Annotated in this window: 21 protein-coding genes; 9 read left to right on the forward strand and 12 right to left on the reverse strand. The window is 64.9% G+C overall.

What is annotated here, in order from left to right; translation table 11 throughout:
• The first annotated feature begins 171 nt into the window (after nucleotides 1–171).
• From BMX85_RS04330 to BMX85_RS04340, 3 genes are all read left to right on the forward strand, one after another.
• Nucleotides 172–381 (forward strand): DUF3820 family protein, encoded by a 210-nt coding sequence (locus BMX85_RS04330; protein WP_090314418.1) that lies wholly within the window; start codon nucleotides 172–174, stop codon nucleotides 379–381.
• 87 nt (nucleotides 382–468) lie between these two features.
• Nucleotides 469–1,500: a M4 family metallopeptidase gene (locus BMX85_RS04335; RefSeq protein WP_090314419.1), complete on the forward strand. Its 1,032-nt coding sequence runs from the start codon at nucleotides 469–471 to the stop codon at nucleotides 1,498–1,500.
• A gap of 17 nt (nucleotides 1,501–1,517) precedes the next feature.
• Entirely contained in the window at nucleotides 1,518–1,817 is a 300-nt protein-coding gene (locus tag BMX85_RS04340; protein ID WP_229210271.1) for a protealysin inhibitor emfourin, read from the forward strand.
• Here the strand turns inward: BMX85_RS04340 and BMX85_RS04345 are convergent.
• The 6 genes from BMX85_RS04345 to BMX85_RS04370 form a co-directional block, all read right to left on the reverse strand.
• Complete coding sequence (locus BMX85_RS04345; protein WP_090314421.1) at nucleotides 1,814–2,203, reverse strand: PPC domain-containing DNA-binding protein; 390 nt, start codon at nucleotides 2,201–2,203, stop codon at nucleotides 1,814–1,816. The genes BMX85_RS04340 and BMX85_RS04345 overlap by 4 nt on opposite strands.
• Entirely contained in the window at nucleotides 2,203–2,568 is a 366-nt protein-coding gene (locus BMX85_RS04350; protein WP_090314422.1) for a glutaredoxin, read from the reverse strand. The genes BMX85_RS04345 and BMX85_RS04350 overlap by 1 nt, the downstream gene beginning before the upstream one ends.
• A gap of 160 nt (nucleotides 2,569–2,728) precedes the next feature.
• Nucleotides 2,729–3,310: a BPSL1445 family SYLF domain-containing lipoprotein gene (locus BMX85_RS04355; protein WP_090314423.1), complete on the reverse strand. Its 582-nt coding sequence runs from the start codon at nucleotides 3,308–3,310 to the stop codon at nucleotides 2,729–2,731.
• Nucleotides 3,311–3,431: 121 nt separating this feature from the next.
• Nucleotides 3,432–5,603, reverse strand: coding sequence for a putative bifunctional diguanylate cyclase/phosphodiesterase (locus BMX85_RS04360; RefSeq protein ID WP_090314424.1), 2,172 nt, complete (start codon nucleotides 5,601–5,603; stop codon nucleotides 3,432–3,434).
• Nucleotides 5,596–6,606, reverse strand: coding sequence for an EAL and HDOD domain-containing protein (locus tag BMX85_RS04365; protein ID WP_090314425.1), 1,011 nt, complete (start codon nucleotides 6,604–6,606; stop codon nucleotides 5,596–5,598). Before BMX85_RS04365 ends, BMX85_RS04360 begins: the two co-directional genes overlap by 8 nt.
• Nucleotides 6,607–6,719: 113 nt before the next feature.
• Nucleotides 6,720–7,652 carry a LysR family transcriptional regulator gene (locus BMX85_RS04370; RefSeq protein WP_090314426.1) on the reverse strand — a complete coding sequence of 311 codons (933 nt, stop codon included), beginning with the start codon at nucleotides 7,650–7,652 and terminating at the stop codon, nucleotides 6,720–6,722.
• A 173-nt stretch (nucleotides 7,653–7,825) separates the two neighbouring features.
• On the opposite strand from BMX85_RS04370, the gene BMX85_RS04375 reads away from it, so the two are divergent.
• The 5 genes from BMX85_RS04375 to BMX85_RS04390 all read left to right on the forward strand — a co-directional run bounded on the left by BMX85_RS04375 (nucleotide 7,826) and on the right by BMX85_RS04390 (nucleotide 12,017).
• Nucleotides 7,826–8,527: a pirin family protein gene (locus BMX85_RS04375; RefSeq protein WP_090314427.1), complete on the forward strand. Its 702-nt coding sequence runs from the start codon at nucleotides 7,826–7,828 to the stop codon at nucleotides 8,525–8,527.
• A gap of 137 nt (nucleotides 8,528–8,664) precedes the next feature.
• Nucleotides 8,665–9,318 (forward strand): GTP cyclohydrolase II, encoded by a 654-nt coding sequence (gene ribA / locus BMX85_RS04380; RefSeq protein WP_090314428.1) that lies wholly within the window; start codon nucleotides 8,665–8,667, stop codon nucleotides 9,316–9,318.
• 26 nt (nucleotides 9,319–9,344) lie between these two features.
• On the forward strand, nucleotides 9,345–9,617 hold the full coding sequence (locus tag BMX85_RS30890) for a hypothetical protein (protein WP_229210272.1): 273 nt from the start codon (nucleotides 9,345–9,347) through the stop codon (nucleotides 9,615–9,617).
• Nucleotides 9,618–9,663: 46 nt separating this feature from the next.
• Nucleotides 9,664–11,022, forward strand: coding sequence for a S1 family peptidase (locus BMX85_RS04385; protein WP_229210273.1), 1,359 nt, complete (start codon nucleotides 9,664–9,666; stop codon nucleotides 11,020–11,022).
• Entirely contained in the window at nucleotides 11,019–12,017 is a 999-nt protein-coding gene (locus BMX85_RS04390; protein WP_090314430.1) for an FHA domain-containing protein, read from the forward strand. The genes BMX85_RS04385 and BMX85_RS04390 overlap by 4 nt, the downstream gene beginning before the upstream one ends.
• A 93-nt stretch (nucleotides 12,018–12,110) precedes the next feature.
• Here the strand turns inward: BMX85_RS04390 and BMX85_RS04395 are convergent, their stop codons facing one another.
• Complete coding sequence (locus BMX85_RS04395; RefSeq protein ID WP_090314431.1) at nucleotides 12,111–12,719, reverse strand: TetR/AcrR family transcriptional regulator; 609 nt, start codon at nucleotides 12,717–12,719, stop codon at nucleotides 12,111–12,113.
• A gap of 104 nt (nucleotides 12,720–12,823) precedes the next feature.
• Between BMX85_RS04395 and BMX85_RS04400 the strand changes: the two genes are divergently transcribed.
• Nucleotides 12,824–14,068 (forward strand): MFS transporter, encoded by a 1,245-nt coding sequence (locus BMX85_RS04400; protein ID WP_090314432.1) that lies wholly within the window; start codon nucleotides 12,824–12,826, stop codon nucleotides 14,066–14,068.
• Here BMX85_RS04400 and BMX85_RS04405 read toward each other — a convergent pair whose 3' ends face one another.
• The 5 genes from BMX85_RS04405 to BMX85_RS04425 all read right to left on the reverse strand — a co-directional run bounded on the left by BMX85_RS04405 (nucleotide 14,069) and on the right by BMX85_RS04425 (nucleotide 17,118).
• Complete coding sequence (locus tag BMX85_RS04405) at nucleotides 14,069–14,371, reverse strand: hypothetical protein (RefSeq protein WP_090315225.1); 303 nt, start codon at nucleotides 14,369–14,371, stop codon at nucleotides 14,069–14,071.
• Nucleotides 14,372–14,633: 262 nt separating this feature from the next.
• The gene (gene ispF, locus BMX85_RS04410; RefSeq protein ID WP_090314433.1) at nucleotides 14,634–15,122 is read right to left on the reverse strand and encodes a 2-C-methyl-D-erythritol 2,4-cyclodiphosphate synthase; all 489 of its coding nucleotides are present in this window, start codon (nucleotides 15,120–15,122) and stop codon (nucleotides 14,634–14,636) included.
• A gap of 13 nt (nucleotides 15,123–15,135) precedes the next feature.
• The gene (gene ispD / locus BMX85_RS04415; RefSeq protein WP_090314434.1) at nucleotides 15,136–15,852 is read right to left on the reverse strand and encodes a 2-C-methyl-D-erythritol 4-phosphate cytidylyltransferase; all 717 of its coding nucleotides are present in this window, start codon (nucleotides 15,850–15,852) and stop codon (nucleotides 15,136–15,138) included.
• Between the two features lie 5 nt (nucleotides 15,853–15,857).
• Nucleotides 15,858–16,559, reverse strand: a complete 702-nt coding sequence (locus BMX85_RS04420; protein WP_090314435.1) for a hypothetical protein — start codon at nucleotides 16,557–16,559, stop codon at nucleotides 15,858–15,860.
• Between the two features lie 4 nt (nucleotides 16,560–16,563).
• Nucleotides 16,564–17,118: an NUDIX domain-containing protein gene (locus BMX85_RS04425; protein WP_090314436.1), complete on the reverse strand. Its 555-nt coding sequence runs from the start codon at nucleotides 17,116–17,118 to the stop codon at nucleotides 16,564–16,566.
• Between the last annotated feature and the right edge of the window lie 5 nt (nucleotides 17,119–17,123).

Below are 17,123 nucleotides of genomic sequence, written 5' to 3' on the forward strand. Positions count from 1 at the left end.
TGCATGCAGTATCCAGACTTTCGCCGACAAGAAAAAGCCACGATCGGGTAGAAGATATTTGACTCCGGCGCAAATATGGGGCGTAGATACATGAGTCCGTGTCCGAATGACAGACTTGACCCCGGAGTGATTTATGATGGAGGGCTGTTGACTTCCGCTATCCGCTTCGCCATGAATTCAGAAAAACTCGCGCTGTTGCTGACGCGTGAAATGCCTTACGGTAAATATAAGGGGCGCATGATCGCCGATCTGCCCGGCCATTACCTCGACTGGTTCGCGCGCGAGGGCTTTCCGTCGGGCGAACTGGGGGCGTTGATCGCGTTGATGTACGAGCTCGACCATAACGATTTGCGCGCCCTGCTCGACCCGCTGCGGCGGTGAAGCGCTGCTTCACGGTTGGCAATAGGTGACATCGGACAATGTAGATTCCGTGTATAAAGTCACTTATCGCTAACAGAGGAGAACACCATGGCGCCCAACCCATATCGCTGCACTTGCTTCATCATCTCGTCGAAGATGCTGCGCCTGCTGGCCGACGAGACGAGCGATGCACACGAACGTTGCGTGCTATTGGACCAGGCCGAGCTGTCGGCCCATTTGCGCGGCCAGCGGTCGGTGGCGACGCCGACGACCGCCGCCTTCGGCATCACCACCACCGGCGAGAAACGCCGCACCGTGTACGACGCCAAAAACAAGAGCGCCCTGCCCGGCAAGCTGGTGCGCGGCGAAGGCGCCAAGGCCAGCGACGACGCCACCGTCAACCAGGCCTACGACGGCGCCGGCGCCACCTACGATTTTTTGTTCGAGGTGTTGAAGCGCAATTCCATCGACGGCAAGGGCGTGCGGCTCGACTCGACCGTCCACTATCAAAAGAATTTCAACAACGCTTTCTGGAACGGCCAGCAGATGGTCTACGGCGACGGCGACGGCAAACTGTTCATGGGTTTCACCACCGCCGTCGACGTCATCGCCCACGAACTGACCCACGGCTTGACGCAGAACGCCGTCCCCGGCGGCCTGGACTACGAGGACCAGAGCGGCGCGCTCAACGAATCCATCTCCGACGTGTTCGGCAGCATGGTCAAGCAGTGGAAGCTCAAGCAGAGCAGCGCCCAGGCCGACTGGCTGATCGGCGCCGGCATCATGGGGCCGACCGTCGGCAAGGCGCTGCGCTCGATGGCCGATCCGGGCAACAAGGAACTTACGTGGTCCGGCGATGACCAACCGAAGACGATGGCCGGTTATATCGAGGACGGCGACGTCCATACCAACTCGGGCATTCCCAACCACGCCTTTTACGCGGCCTGCATCGCGCTCAACGGCAACTCCTGGGACAAGGCCGGGCCGATCTGGTACAAGTCGCTATCCTTGCTGACGTCCACCGCCACCTTCGCCGACATGGCCAGGGCGACGATGCAGTCCGCCGAGCTGTTGTACGGCGCCGATTCGAAGGAACAGCATGCGGTGCAGGCCGCGTGGAAGCTGGTTGGCGTGATTTGAGGGGAACGATGATGCGTATGACATTGCGATGTACAGGCGGCTTCGCCGGACCGGCCGGGGCGCAGACGCGCACCATCGATCTGGCGCAGCTGCCGCATGAGCAGGCCGAGCAAATGCAGCAGTTGGTGCAGGCCTGCGACTTTTTCGCGCTGCCGGAAAAGCTGGTCAAGACCGCGCCGAAGTCCTGGGATTTCCAGTACGACCTGGAGGTCGACGAGGGCCGCCAGGCCCACACCGTGCGCTACCATCTGGACGCGGTGCCGGAACAGTTGCGGGCGTTGACCGAGAAGATCAACGACGAGGTCGATCCCGACTAGTCGATTCGCAGTTCCGGATAGCCGGTGCGCGGGTCGTGCTCGCGCCTGAAGCGGTGGTCGGGCAGCAAGGCCAGCAGTAGCTCGGCCGTGGTGCGCACCACGCAGCCGGGGCCGACATGTCCGCCGAAGACCTGCCCGCGCGCGTCGGCTACCGACATGTGCAGATGGGCGCCGTCCGGCGCGATCGCGCCGGCCAGGGTCAGGATTTCCAGGTCGCCGTGCAACGCCGTCGCCTGCGGCTGCCCGGCATAGCGCAGTTGCGCGACGTGCAGGCTACCGATGCCTTGCAGCACGAAGCCGGCCCGGTGGCCGCTGGCCAGCAAGGCGGCCACCACCGCGCCGCGCACGTCGTCGCCGGGCTGCAGACGTAACGGCAAGGTCAGCATCACGCCACCATGGTCGCGAACTCGCCGCTCTTGATGAGTCGCTGCAGATCGGTGGCGCCGCCGATCAGCACGCCCTTGACGAAGATCATCGGAAAGGTCGGCCAGCCGGTCCACATCTTCAACGCGGTGCGCGGGCGCCACTCGGAAAAGTAATTGCCGTAGCTGAGATATTTGTAGGGGGTGCCGTTGGCGTCGAGTATCTGGCGGGCTTTGCGGGGGAAAGGATTGAGTCCCATGCCGACCACGACGACGCTGTTGGCGGCGATGGCGGCCTGGACTTCGGCGACGAGGTCGCGGCGGTAGTCGCCGACGCGCTCGCGGATGGCGGGGTGGATGTGGGCTTCGTCCAGGATGTTGCGGCTCATCGTGTTCCTCGTGATCATGAAAACCGCAAGCGTAGCCGTAACCGGCGCGAAGAGCCAGCGTTTTTAGCGGGGGCCTGGCATGCAAGCGACCTCTGAAACACACGTGGGGCCGGTGACGGCGTTCCGCCTGATCCGCCCCGCGCGGTTCCGTGTCTGCGCTTTACAGCGCCAGCTTGGTGACCTTGGTCCCTTCCAGGTTCAGATTGGCCATGAGCCCCGCGTTGGTCAGCACCAGCGCCTGCACCGGCCCGGTCGCCGTGGCGGTGTCGATCTCGCCGTTGGCGCCCACCTTGAGCAGCGCCACCGACCCATCCACGCCCGCCGTCCAGCCCTTGCTATTGCGGAATTTATCCAGCGCTTCGCGCGTCATGAACAGCATCACCACCGCCTTCGACTGCGCGCCCGCCTGGAAGCCGACCGACACCGACGTCATGCTGTAGTAATCGGCCGTCTGTCCGCCCGCGCGCAGCACGCCGCGGCCATATTCGCCGCCCACCACCAGCCCCGCCGCCAGCACGCGCGGGAACACCAGCACGCCGTTGGCCTTGCGCACCAGCTCGCGCGATCCCTTGACCTCCTTGTACAGCCGCTCCAGGGTGTCGTAGGAGCCGCGCTCGATCTCCGTCTTGACGGCGGCCGGATCGGACTTGGCGTCGGTGGTGGTGGTCGTGCATCCACCGAGGGCCAGACCGGCGAACGCGACGGCGGCGGTGGCGCGCATCAAAAATGTACGTTTTTGCATAGAAGTCTCCTGAGGAATAGTGAGCCAGCTTGCCAAAATAGCAGTTCGATTTTGGCACCTTTATTAGAAACGTGCCAACCCGACTTGTCTCAGGTGCGCGACAACGCCACGGCTGTCCGCTTTAGGCGCGGGTCCCGAAGGCCAAGCGCTTGCCTTCACGCAACATCGTGGCGAATTCCACCGCCGGCACCGGTTGGCTGAACAGGTAGCCCTGCAACTGGTCGCAGCCCAGCTCGCGCAGGAAACTCATCTGCTCAACCGTCTCCACGCCCTCGGCGACGATTTCCTGGCGCAACTGCTGCGCCATCGTCACGATCGCGCGCGCGATGGCGCAATCGTTTTCTTCATACGGCAAACCGACCACGAACGAGCGGTCGATCTTCAAGGTGCTGATCGGGAATTTTTTCAGGTAGGCCAGGCTCGAATAGCCGGTGCCGAAGTCGTCCAGCGCCAGCGACATGCCCATCGCCACCAGTTCGTTCATGATGGCGATGACGTTGTCGGTGCCGCGCACCAGCAGGCTTTCGGTGATTTCCAGGTTGATCTGGTCCGGCTGCACGCCGTAGCGCTCCATCACCGCCGCGATGCGCTGCGGCAGCTGGCTGTCGAACTGGCGCGCCGACAGGTTGACCGCGACCGGCGGCATGATCAGGTTGTCCTCGCGCCAGTCGCGGATCTGGCGGCAGGCCTGCTCCAGCACCCAGGTGCCCAGGTCGAGTATCAGCCCGGTCTCCTCGGCCACCGGAATGAACACGCCCGGCGACACCAGGCCGCGCACCGGATGGCGCCAGCGCAGCAGCGCCTCGGCGCCGACGATGCGGCCGCTGCGCAGGCTCACCTTCGGCTGGTAGTACAGCAGCAGCTCGTCGTTGACGAGCGCCTGGCGCAGTTCGCTCTCGAGCCGCAAATGCTCCTTGGCGCGCTGGTTCATCTCCTCGCTGTAGAACAGGAAGTCGGCCTCGATGTTCTGCGCCGCCTTGTTCATGGCGACGTCGGCGTAGCGGATCAAGGTCGGCACATCGGTGGCGTCCTCCGTGTAGACGGTGATGCCGATGTGCGCGCCCACCTGCAGGCTGTGGGCGGCGATCTGGATCGGCGCGGTCAGCGCCGCCAGCAGCTTTTGCGCGACGACGGCGGCGTGTTCGCGTTTTTCGATGTGCAGCAGCGCGACGGCGAACTTGTGGCCGTCGAGCCGCGCCAGCACGTCGGCCTCGCGCAGCACGGCGCGGAACATGCGGCCGATCTCGCACAGCAGCTCGTTGCCGATGTCGCTGCCGAGCGTGTCGCTGATGGCGCCGACGCGGGTGATCTCCACCACCAGCATCGCGCCGTGCTCCTGCGAGCGACGGTTCTCGGTCAGCGCCTGGCCGACCAGCTGCGTAAGCAGGCACAGGTTGGGCAGCCCGGTCAGCGGATCGTAGTTGGCCATGCGCTGCATGCGCGCCTGCGCGTCCTTGTGCTCGCTGATGTCGGAAAACAGCGAGAACGTGTGGCTGATCTTGCCGCGCCCGTCGCGCACCACGCTGATCGTCACCGATTGCGGGAACAGCTCGCCGTTCTTGCGCTTGCCGATGATCTCGCCGCGCCACGGCCCGGCGCCCTGCATCGCCGCGCGCACCTTGGCGCGGAACTCGGCGTCGTGCACGCCCGAGCGCAGCAGGTCCGGCGTCTTGCCGATCGATTCCTCCGGCGTGTAGCCGGTGATGCGGGTGAACGAGGAATTGATCGAGACGATGCGCTCGTGGCCGTCGGTGATCAGCACGCCCTGGTCGCTGTCCTCGATGATGCGCGCGTGCAGGTTGATCTTGTCGGCCGCCGACAGCGCCTCGCCCACCCTTGCCAGCCGCACCAGCATGCCGACCGGTTCGCCGCTGTCGTCGTGGCGCAGGAAGATGTGCATCTTGACCCGGATGATGTCGCCGTTTTTCTTGCGGCGCCGCACTTCGGCGGTGGCGCCGGCCTCGCCGCCGGCTTCGCCGCCGCCCTCGATACCGAGTTCGGCGATATTGCCGTCGTCATCGTCCCCGGCGTACAGGAACAGCACGTGCTGGCCCAGCGCCTCGTCGGCGGTGTAGCCGAACATCTGCGCCGCGCCCGGGCTCCAGGCCGTCAGGTAGCCGGTCAGGTCCAGTTCCAGCACCGCCTGGTCGTCGGCGTCGACCGACGGCGCCATCGCCGCGCGCGCCTCGGCCAGCGCGGCGTCGAGGCTGGCCAGCGTGAGCGCCAGCGCCTCGCCCTGCTCGCCGCGGGCGCGCTGACTCAGCGCCAGACAGCGCTCGATGGCGTCAAGCATGGGTTTTACCTGTCTTGCCGGACGCCACCGTCTGCATCCACAGATACGCTTCGGCGGCGACCCGGTTGAAATTGTCGGTGTCGATCTGCAGCGCTTGCAGACGCGCGTCCAGCGCGGCGTGATCGTCGCGCTCGGCCGCCTCCACCACGCCGAGCAGCGCGCCCAGCTCGCCCTCGTGCGCCAGCAGCGCCTGCTGCACGGCCTCGCTCATCGTCAGCGGTTTGAGCACCTCGGCCAGCGGCAGTCCGAACAGCACGCCCAGCAGCGAGAACATGCCGACCATGAACGCCTGCTCCTGCCGCGCCTTGCCCAGGCCGGCGTCGCGCGACAGCAATTCCATCGCCCGCGCCCGCACCGCCACCCGCGCCAGCAGCATCGGCGAGCGCTGGTCGCCCTCGCGCGACGAGAACAGCATCAGATGGAGCCAGCGCCGCAGCTGCGCGCGGCCCAGGATCAGGATCGCCTGCGAAAAACTGGTGACGCGGCGGCCGGCGCCCATGCCCAGCGAGTTGACCAGCCGCAGCAGGTGATACGACAAGGTCGGGTCCTGGCGCAACAGCGCTTCGATCTCGTGGGTGTCGGCGTCGGCCGATACCAGCTGCACCAGTTGCAACGCCAGCGCGCGCGAGGCGACCTGGCTGCCCACCGGCTTGGACGGCGGCGCCAGGAACCACTCGCCCTCGATCCATGCGACGCCGGACGGCAAGGTGCTGGCGAGTTCGGCGTCGGCGCGATAAAGCTTCTCGGCGGGCATTTTTTTCCAGCCCGCCTGGTCCAGCAACCGGCCGAGCTCCTCGCTCAGGCCGGCGCGGTAGTAGCAGCCCATGCTGCCGCCCGCCACCTCGCGCAACACCGCGACGATGGCGTCCGGCAGCGCCGCCGGCCGATCGGGCTGAGGGGGCTGGTCGAGAAAGCCGGCGTCGAACAGCAACGCGCCGGGGTGACCGTTGCGGTCGGCCAGCGGGTGCAGGAATACAGGCGGGAGGGCAATCAGGGCGGTCATAAATGATCCAGCAAAAACAGTCAGTTATGCTGCTATGGTACTCCGAAACTGTTGGCCCCGGTCAACATTGTCAAGCCGGGCGAGGCTTTCGCCCGCAGGTTTCCTGTTCTGCGTCAAACCGACTGCGTGTGGTGGGGCAAATGGCGCAACAAGCGCTCGAACAGGCCCGGCTGGCGCATGCGGGCGATCCACCAGTTCAGCGCGGCGCCGTGCTCGCCGCTGCGCCAGGCCAGGTAGAAGGTTTCGGCCGGCTTCGGCTCATCGACCGGTTTTTCGACCAGCAGTCCGGCGTCGATGGCGGCGCGCGCGCACGGCTCCGGCAGGAAGCCGAAGCCGGTGCCGGCCAGCTGGAATTGCAGCTTGGTTTTCATGTCCGGCACGGTCAGGGTATCCTGCCCCAGCAGCAGTCCGACGGTGCGCGGCGCCAGCTGGCGGGCCGAATCGGCGACGCTGACGGCCCGGTATTGCTGCAGATGCGCGCGGCCGAGCGCGCCTTCGACGGCCGCCAGCGGATGCGACGGCGCCACCGCAAAGACGAACTCGACCTTGCCGATCGGCTCGGAGACATAACCGCCGCCGGCCGGACCATCGCCGGCCACGCCCACCAGCAGGTCGGCGCGGCGGTCCAGCAGCGCCTCCCAGGCGCCGGACAGGGTTTCCTTCACCACCCGCAGGCGGGTTTGCTGCGCGACCTCGTAGAAGGCGTTGATATCTTCCAGGAACAGACATGGCGAGAACATCGAATCCATGCCGACCGCCAGTTCGGTCTCCCAGCCGGACGCCACGCGCCGCACCCGGTGTTCCAGGTCCTGCGCGGCCTTGAGCAGGTAGCGCCCCTCCTTCAGCAGCTCGACGCCGGCCGCCGTCAGCACCACGCGCGGACCGTTGCGCTCGAACACCTGGACGCCGAGGTCGTCCTCGAGCTTGCCGACGGTGTAGGAGATCGTCGACGGTACGCGGTGCAACTCCTTGCCGGCGGCAGAGAACGATCCGCGACGGTCGATGGCGTCGACGATTTGCAGCGCTTCGAGGCTTAATCTGAGCATTCGATTTTTTCGATAGTAAAGGGGTAAATTTTCCGTTTTTTAATCCGGAATCCGGGGTCTATACTGTGATTCATGGATGCGGCGATGATCGAAGAAACAACGGATCGACCTTCAAAATTATCGCACATCAGCTGAACACAACCTTAAAAACAATCGAAGAAACGGAGCTCATCATGTTGCAAATTCGTAAAAGTGAAGAACGCGGTCTGGCAAATCACGGCTGGTTGAATTCCCGCCACAGCTTCTCGTTCGGCAGCTACCATGACCCGAAACACGTCGGTTTCGGCCCGCTGCTGGTGATCAACGAAGACCAGGTCGAAGCCGGCCAGGGTTTCGGCACCCACGGCCACCGCGACATGGAGATCATTTCCTACGTGCTGAGCGGCGCGCTCGAGCATAAGGACAGCATGGGCACCGGTTCGGTGCTGCACTACGGCGATGTGCAGCGCATGAGCGCCGGCACCGGCGTGCGTCACAGCGAGTTCAACGGTTCGCAAAAGGACCAGGTGCATTTCCTGCAGATCTGGATCCAGCCCGGCCAGGCCGGCATCGCGCCAAGCTACGAGGAAAAGCACTTCACGCCGGAGAGCAAACAAGGCCAGCTGCGCTTGATCGCTTCGAACGACGGCCGCCAAGGCTCGGTGCTGGTGCATCAGGATGCCGCGATCTATGCGACCATCATGGCCGCCGGCGACAGCCTGAAGCACGAGCTGGGCAACGGCCGCATCGCCTACGTCCACGTGATCCGGGGCGACGTGACCGTCAACGGCACCGCGCTCAAAGGCGGCGACGCGCTGAAGCTGACGGAGGAAAACCTGGTCACGTTGGAACAGGCGACCGACGCCGAGGTGCTGGTGTTTGATTTGCCTAACTGACCCTTCCCCATGGGAAAGGCTGGCCCAAAATAATTTTCCGCCAGTTTTGGTATGATGAAGGGCGCGCCGGGTCTGTTCGAACAGCCCGGCGCGCCTTTTTTACTTTATTACATCATCAATATTTGAAGAGCATAGCTATGTTGCAGAGCGCGGAAACACCGGCAAAAGACGAATTGGACTACATGACTTCGTGCGCCCTGCCGACGCCCTGGGCACAGTTCACCTTGCACGCCTTCGTCGAAAAAGCCACCGGCAAGGAACATCTGGCCATGGTGCTGGGCGATATCGGCGACGGCGCGCCGGTGCTGGCGCGCGTGCACTCGGAGTGCCTGACCGGCGACGTGCTGTTCTCGCAACGTTGCGATTGCGGCGCCCAGCTGGAGGGCGCGCTCAAGAAGATCGCCGCCGAGGGCCGCGGCGTGCTGCTGTACCTGCGCCAGGAAGGCCGCGGCATCGGCCTGATCAACAAAATCCGCGCCTACCGCCTGCAAGAGGCCGGCGCCGACACGGTCCAGGCCAACGAGCAGCTGGGCTTCAAACCGGACCAGCGCACCTACGGCCTGGTCAAGCCGATGCTGGCCCAGTTCGACGTTAAAAGCCTGCGCCTGATGACCAATAATCCGCGTAAGATTGATGCCATGACCAAACTTGGCATCGAGGTGGCCGAGCGCGTGCCGCTGCTCGTCAACCGCAATGCGTTCAACCAGCATTATCTGAACACCAAAGCCGCCAAGCTGGGCCATATGATGACGCCTTTGACGCCCGCCGCCGTGGAAGATGGCGCGCTCTGAGGTTGCCGATAGAATAAGTCTAAGGTTTGCATGAAATTTACCGCGCTTGCCACATCCATCGCCTTGACCGGGGCCTGCGCTGGCGCGCTAGCGGCTCCCACCACTGCAAACCCCGCCGCGCCGACGCTGGCCGCAGCAGCCAGCGCGGCCACCGCGGCGGCGACCACCACCGCCACGACCGGCGCAACGACCGCCAGCGCGCCGGCCAGGGGCAAACAGCCGCCGGCCCCGCCTGCCTCACCTTCATCACCCTCATCACCTTCATCCCCCTCATCACCTTCATCACCCGCGTCGCCTGATTCCGCCGACCCGTCCGCCGGCGCCGCCGCCGCCGACACCGCGCCGTTGCCGCCGCCGTCGAGCGCGGCCCAGCATTTATATGCGTCGGCCAAGAACGACATCCTGCAAGTGCGTTCGCTGCTGAAAAGCGGCCGCACGCAATCGTCGGTGGGTTCGGGCTTCTTGATCGGCACCAGCAACCTGGTCGTCACCAATTACCACGTGGTGTCGCAATTCGCGCTCGATCCGGACACCTACGTCGGCGAATGGGTCGACACCAGCGGCCAGCGCGGCAACGTGGAATTGCTGGCGGTCGACGTGCTGCACGATTTGGCGGTGCTGCGCGTCAACCGCAACGGCACCGGCTTCTTCAAGATGCCGGACCAGCTGGCGCGCCTGACGCAGGGCCAGTACCTGTATTCGATGGGCAATCCGCTCGATCTGGGCTTCGCCATTTCCGAGGGCGCCTACAACGGCGTGATCGCGCGCAGCTTCTACGACCAGCTGATGTTCACCGGCCCGATCAACTCCGGCATGAGCGGCGGCCCCAGCGTGACGGTCGACGGCTCGGTGGCCGGCGTCAACGTCTCCAAGCGCCTCGACGGCGAGCTGGTCAGCTTCCTGGTGCCGGCCCGCTTCGCCCAGGACCTGCTGCGCAAGGTCGAACAACAAGCCAAGGCGCCGGCCGATTTCACGTCGGTGGTGGCGGGCCAGCTGCTGAGCCATCAGCGCGCGATGGTCGACCAGCTGCTGGCCAGTCCGCTGAGTTTGAAGCCGATGGGACCCTACCAGGTGCCGGTGCGCGAGTCCGAGCAGATGCGCTGCTGGGGCCGCTCCAACGTCAAGGCCGACAAGCCGTTCACCGTCGACGACGCCAGTTGCGCGATGGAGTCGGCGATCTTCGTCAGCGGCTCGCTGCAAACGGGACAGCTCAGCATCCGCCACCAGTTCATCCGTGGCACCGGCCTCGACAAGCTGCGCTTCGCGCAACTGGCCAGCGCCTCGTTCAAGAACGAGCACTTCGGCAGCAACAAGGACACCCGTTTGACCGGCCCCAACTGCACCGAAGACTTCGTCAAGAATAAAAACCTGCCGTTGCGCGCCGTGCTGTGCGTGCGCGCCTACCGCAAATTCGCCGGCCTGTACGACTTCGCGCTGCTGACGGCCACCACCGATCAGGGGTTGATGAGCCTACAAAGCCGACTGGATGCGCGCGGCGTCTCGTATGACAACGGCATGCGCGTGTCGCGCGTGTTCCTCGAATCGCTGTCGCTGGCGCCGGCCGGCGCGCCCGTGCCCGCGCGCACGCCGGTCGTGAAACCGGCGGGCAAGCCGTCGAGCACGACGCCGGCAAGCGGGACCGCCGGCAAGGCGCCGATCCCCGCCCCGCCCCCGGCCAAGCCGGCCACGGGAGGCGCGCAATGATGGCGCCCTACTTCGTGGAAATCCTCGCCCGCAATGGCGACGTGCTGCACCGGCACAAGGCCGACGCCTTGCCGATCCGCCTTGGACGCAGCTACGACAACGACATCATTCTCGACGACGCCCACAGCGCCGCCGCGCACGCCATCGTCGACCTCGACGAACAAGGGAAACTGGTACTGCGCGACCTCGGCAGCAAGAACGGCACCTACGCGCGCGGCAAGCGCCAGACCGAAGTGGTGCTGGGCGGCGACACGGTGGTGCGTCTCGGCCATACCCGCTTGCGCATCCGCGCCGCCGACTTCCCGGTGCCGGCCGAAATCGCCGACACCACCATGCACGGCTGGGAAGGCGCGACGCCGGCCACCATCGGCCTGGTGCTGATCGCCGTCTTCAGCTGCCTGGAAACGTGGCTGTCCGACGTCGAACCGTTCGCGCTGATCCGGTATCTGCTGGTGCTCGCGTCCAGCCTGGCGGCGGGTTTGCTGTGGAGCGGCGTGTGGGCGCTGTCCAACCGCCTGTTCGGCAGCCACGCGCGCATGGGCCGGCACCTGTTCATATTGGGCAGCGGCCTGGCGGTGGTGGGCGTCTGGCGCGCCGCCAGCAGCACCATGGCGTATGCGTGGTCGGCCGAAGGGTTCACGCGGTATGGCAACCTGGTCAGCCTCGCGATCGTTTGCGGCATGTTGTTCTTCCATCTGAAGACCATCAAGCCGCACCTGACGAAGCAGTTCGCCACCACCGCCACGATCATGATGCTGGTCGGCGCCGGCTTGATGCTGATGGCCAACCTGCAAGGCACGGGCCGCTTGTCGGACGAGCTGTATATGTCGGTGCTGTTGCCGCCGGAAGTCAAACGCAGCCCCGACCGCAGCGTCGACCAATTCATGGGCAACGCCGCCAAGCTCAAGTCCGACACCGATGCGGCGCGGGCGCGCGGCGTCAAGGACGGCGCGGACGACGCCGCCGATGACGACGACGACGGCAGCGCCGAATAAGGTGGCGATGGTGAAGCCGCCAGGCAACCGGTAACGTCGGGAACGGATTCGTGCCGGGCATGGCGCCGGCACGAATCCGTGAAGGTCGCGGCGTTACGGCCAGCCGCGCAATACCTGGTCGACCACGCCCTGCAACTGTTCGCGCGTGGCGCCGGCGGCGGCCTGCACCGCCATGCCGTTCGACACCGTCATCACATAGCGCGCCATCTGCCCCGAACAGCTATCGGCCGGCAAATCGCCATCGACCTTGGCCCGCTCGAACCGCTCGCGCAGTTTTTCCTCGCTCGCCGCCCGGCGCTCGATCAGTGAATTACGAATCGGCAGCGCATCGTCGCTGCAAGCCAGCGCGCCGTTGATCACCAGGCAGCCATGCGGCTTGTCGGTCTCGGTCTGGGCATCGGCGTTGCCGCGCAAAAAATGCTCGACCACGGCGCGCGCGGTCGCTTCCTTCAACGCCGCGTTGAACAGCGGGTCGTGCGTGGCCCCGTACCGGTCCAGCGCCATGCGGAACAGGTTTTCCTTGTTGCCGAACACAGCGTACAAACTGGGCCGGTTCATGCCCATCGCCTCGGTCAGTTCCGGCAGCGAACTACCCTCGTAGCCCTTCTCCCAGAACACCTTCATCGCTTTGTCCAGCGCCGTTTCAGCATCGAAAGTGCGCGGACGGCCCGTCTTGCGGACTGTGGAAGTATTCTCTTTCATACCAATCGGTTAAAAATTATATTGACAACGTGATCTCCAGCCGTCATTATGAACCGATCAGTAAAAAACTCAAGCATTTTTACGACTACCCAGGACTATTTCCCATGCAATCTACATCCAACGCGCAGGCTGTGCCTGTAAGTCAACCGTCGGCGCTCACCACGCCCGCCCCCACCCGCGCCGCCTGGCTGGCCGTACTTTCCGTCGCCGTCGGATCGTTCGCGCTCGTCACGACGGAATTCCTGCCGGTCGGCCTGCTGCCGTCGATCGCCGCCGAACTGAAGGTGACCGAAGGCCTGGCCGGCATGATGGTCACCATCCCCGGCATCGTCGCCGCGTTTGCCGCCATCCTGGTCACCATCGGTGTCGGCAAGACCGACCGCCGTTACGTGATCTGGGGGCTGACGGCAACGCTAATCATTTCCAATCTGATGGTGGCGCTGTCCGATTCCTTCTTGGTGATCCTGGTCGGCCGCGCCCTGCTCGGTATCGGCGTCGGCGGCTTCTGGGCCATTGGCGGCGCGCTCGGCAACCGGCTGGTGCCGCCCGCGTATGCGACGCGGGCGACCTCGATCATCTTCGCCGGCATTTCGCTCGGCACCGTGGCGGGCGTGCCTGCCGGCGCGCTGATCGGCGAACTGGTCGGCTGGCGCGTGGCGTTCCACGCGGCCGGCGCGGTCGCCGTGCTGGTGCTGCTGACGCAAATGTGGCTGCTGCCACGGCTGCCGACCACGCAATCGCTGACGTTCGCGCAATTGCCGGCGCTGCTGCGCGTGAAAAAGGCGCGGCTCGGCATGCTGGCCACCTTGCTGGTCTTCATCGGCCAGTTCGCCGCCTACACGTATGTCACGCCGTTCCTCAGCCAGGTCGTCGGCCTGAACGCGACCACCATCAGCGCCCTGCTGCTGACCTATGGCGCGGCCGGCTTCGTCGGCAATCTGATCGGCGGCTGGACTGTGGCGCGCAGCGTGCGCATGTCGATGATCGTCACCGGTCTGGTGATGGGTCTGTCGGCGGCGGCGTTGCCGCTGATCGGCACCTCGCTGCTGGGCGCCACGGCGCTGATCGTGATCTGGGGCCTGGCCTTCGGCATGATGCCGATCTCGGTGCAGACCTGGATGTTCCGGGCCGCGCCGGATGCGATGGAAAGCGGCGGCGCCGTGTTCGTCGCCACCGCGCAGATCTCGCTGGCCAGCGGCGCGCTGGTCGGCGGCGTGGCGGTCGACCATCTGGGCGTGTCGAGCGCGATGCTGGTGGGCGGCGTGTTCGCCGTGGCGATGGCGGCGGTCATCGCCAAGTGGGGCGAGGACGACGGCAAGCCGTCAGGCAAACTGCACGCCGTGCACTGATTAGATCCTGCCGCGTCTGAATTCGGCCAGGAAGGCCTTGGTCTCCCTGGCGGACAATACCTTGATGTCGTCGCCGTGCCAGGCGTACAGATAGGGCGTGCCGCCCTGGCGGTCGGTCAGCTTGGCGTCCAGCAGAAAGCACGTACCGAGCGGATACAAGGACGTATCGCTCATCCGCCGCGAGCACTGCACCGCCAGCTCCGGCGAAAACGCCTGCCCCGGCACCGGATGGATCTCGACCGCGCCGCCGCGCCGCACCGAGTGCACCGCAACCTGCCGGTAAGCATAAATATCGCGCGCCATGGTCATCCTTGCTGAAAAACCGCCATGGTAGCAGATCGTTTTACGCAGGCATGACAATCCGCGCGCACCATCGATCCGGTCGAACGACCGACGGGAAAGCCGGGCGCAGGATGTCGCGAGACGTCCTAATCGACGAGGATGGCGCAGAGTATGATCCACGCTACTTCATTCCATGAAATCGAAGACGCCACTAGTGCGAATGAAACCTGGCATCCTTGGCGGAATGCCTGTGTTCAGGAATACGCTATCAGCTGACTCTTTTCTACGAAGATATCAGCAAAGCGATCGATTCGGCCGCGATACCCTCTTCCCTGCCCAAGTAGCCCAGCTTCTCGTTGGTCTTGGCCTTGACGTTGACCTGGCTGATATCGAGGCCCAGGTCCTCGGCGATGTTGGCGCGCATCGAGTGGATGTGCGGCGCCATCTTCGGGCGCTGGGCGATGATGGTGCAATCGACGTTGCCGATGCTGTAGCCGGTGGCCACCACGCGGCGCGCGGCTTCCTTCAGCAAGGTGCGCGAATCGGCGCCTTTGAACTGCGCGTCGGTATCCGGAAAGTGCTTGCCGATGTCGCCCAGCGCGGCCGCGCCCAGGATCGAATCGGTGATCGCGTGCAGCAGCACATCGGCGTCCGAATGGCCCAGCAGGCCGACGTGGTGCGGGATGTCGACGCCGCCGATGATCAGTTTGCGGCCTTCCACCAACGCGTGGCAGTCGTAGCCCTGGCCGATGCGGAACGGGAGTTTGTTCATTTTGTTTCCTTGGTTATTCGCCGGCGGCCAGATACATTTCGGCGATGCGGATGTCGGCCGGCAGCGTGACTTTCAAATTTCGTGGATGGCCTTCGATCAGGCGCGGCGACATGCCCAGCATCTCGACGGCGCTGGCGTCGTCGGTGATGGCGTTGGCGTCCGGCGCGCCGCCCAGTGCCCGTAGCAGCAGCGCGTAGCTGAACATCTGCGGTGTCTGCGCCAGCCACAGGCCGTCGCGCGGCACGGTGGCGACATCGGCGCCCGCCTTGCGCTTGACCGTGTCGACCACCGGCAGCGCCAGCAGGCCGCCGGCGGGATAGTCGCCAACGCCCTCAATCAGCTTTGCGATCAAGGCCGGCGTCAGGCCGGGGCGCGCGGCGTCGTGCACCATGACTAGGTCGGCGCCGGTGACGACACCATCCAGCGCGCGCAAGGCGTTGAGCACCGTGTCCATGCGCGTGGCGCCGCCGCAGCGCAGCACCGTGACGCCATCGAGGTCGTTCGGCAGCACGGCGTCGATCTGGCCGTCCGCCGCGCTGACGACGACATAGGTATGCGCCACCAAATCGCTGGCGCGGAAAGCGTCGACGGCATGGCGCAGCATTGGCTTGCCGCCCACCGTCAGGTATTGTTTGGGTCCGTCGGCCGCCATGCGCGCGCCGACGCCGGCGGCGGGCAGCAGCGCGAAATAGCGCGGTGTATCGCGGATTGTTTTTGTTTGGGCTGTCATCTTCTTTATCTTCTGCGCCTGCGCTGGACGATTTCCCGAATCTCGCCATTGCAGGTATTGGCCAGGCGCGCGTATTCGGCGGGGGTATCGATTTTAGCCTGCTCCGACTTGCCTTTGTCGAATTCGGCCTGAATAAACGGCATCCACTGGCTGTTGATCTCGTGCTGCAGCGCCGACTGCGCGGTACCCGACGGCGCGTACAGCGGCTTGCCTTCAAATCGGCGGTTCAGCGCGTCGCGCACCACCTTTTCGACCCGCACCAGATTGTCCATATAGGCTTTAAGGTGGCGCTGTTCATGCTCCAGGATCGTGTTGTAGCCGCAGCTGCCGGGCACGAACTCGTTGCCGACATAAATCAGCACCGGCGAGTAGTTCAACTTGATCTCCACGCGCGGCGCCACGCATTCGTAGCCGCTAACCCTGTCCTGCAAAATCGGCCCGCCCATGGTGGCGGCAAACTGCGCGCGCGTGACCGTCAAGCCCAGGGTCTCGCTGCGGCCATCGATGCTGCCGGTTTTCAGCGTCAACGCGCGGTAAGGCAGCTGGTTGTTGATCGTGAAGCCGTTACTCTTGGTCGACAGCACCGAAATGGTTTTGCTGATCGTGTCTTCGCAGCGGATCTGGAACGGCGTGCGTTCGGCCGCCTGGGTTAAGCCAGCCCCGGCCCCGGCGCCGCAGCACAACAGGATCAGCGCTGCCGGCTTCATGGCCTTAGTCCAGCTTCCAGTCGCCCGCGCGCAGCTTGTCGAGCCAGAACGCGCCGATGATGGTCTTGACGTCGGTGACCTTGCCTTCGCGGACCCACTGCAGCAGCTCGTCGATGGTGGCGGTGAATAATTCGAGGAACTCGCCGTCGTCGAGCTTTTGCTCGCCCTTCGTCAAGCCGCGCGCCAGGTACAGGTCCAGATGTTCGTCCGAATAGGCGATGGCGTTGTGGATCTTGCTAACGAACTGCCAGTCGGTGGCGGTGTAGCCGGTTTCTTCCTCCAGCTCGCGTTTCGCGCTGGCGAGCGGATCTTCGCCCGGATCGATTTTCCCGGCCGGGAATTCGATGAACACGTCGTGCAGCGGATAGCGGTACTGGCGCTCGAGCAGCACCTTGCCGTCGTCGAGCAGCGGCAGGATCACGACCGCGCCGGGATGCAGAATATATTCGCGGCCGGTGCGTTTGCCGTCGGGGAGTTCGATGGTGTCGCGTTGGACTTTGAGGAAGTGGCCGTCGTAGACCAATGCACCGTCGATGCGGGTTTCTGTCAGTGTCGACATGTCGG

It is taken from the genome of Duganella sp. CF517, from assembly GCF_900110275.1.
Lineage (GTDB): Bacteria > Pseudomonadota > Gammaproteobacteria > Burkholderiales > Burkholderiaceae_D > Rugamonas.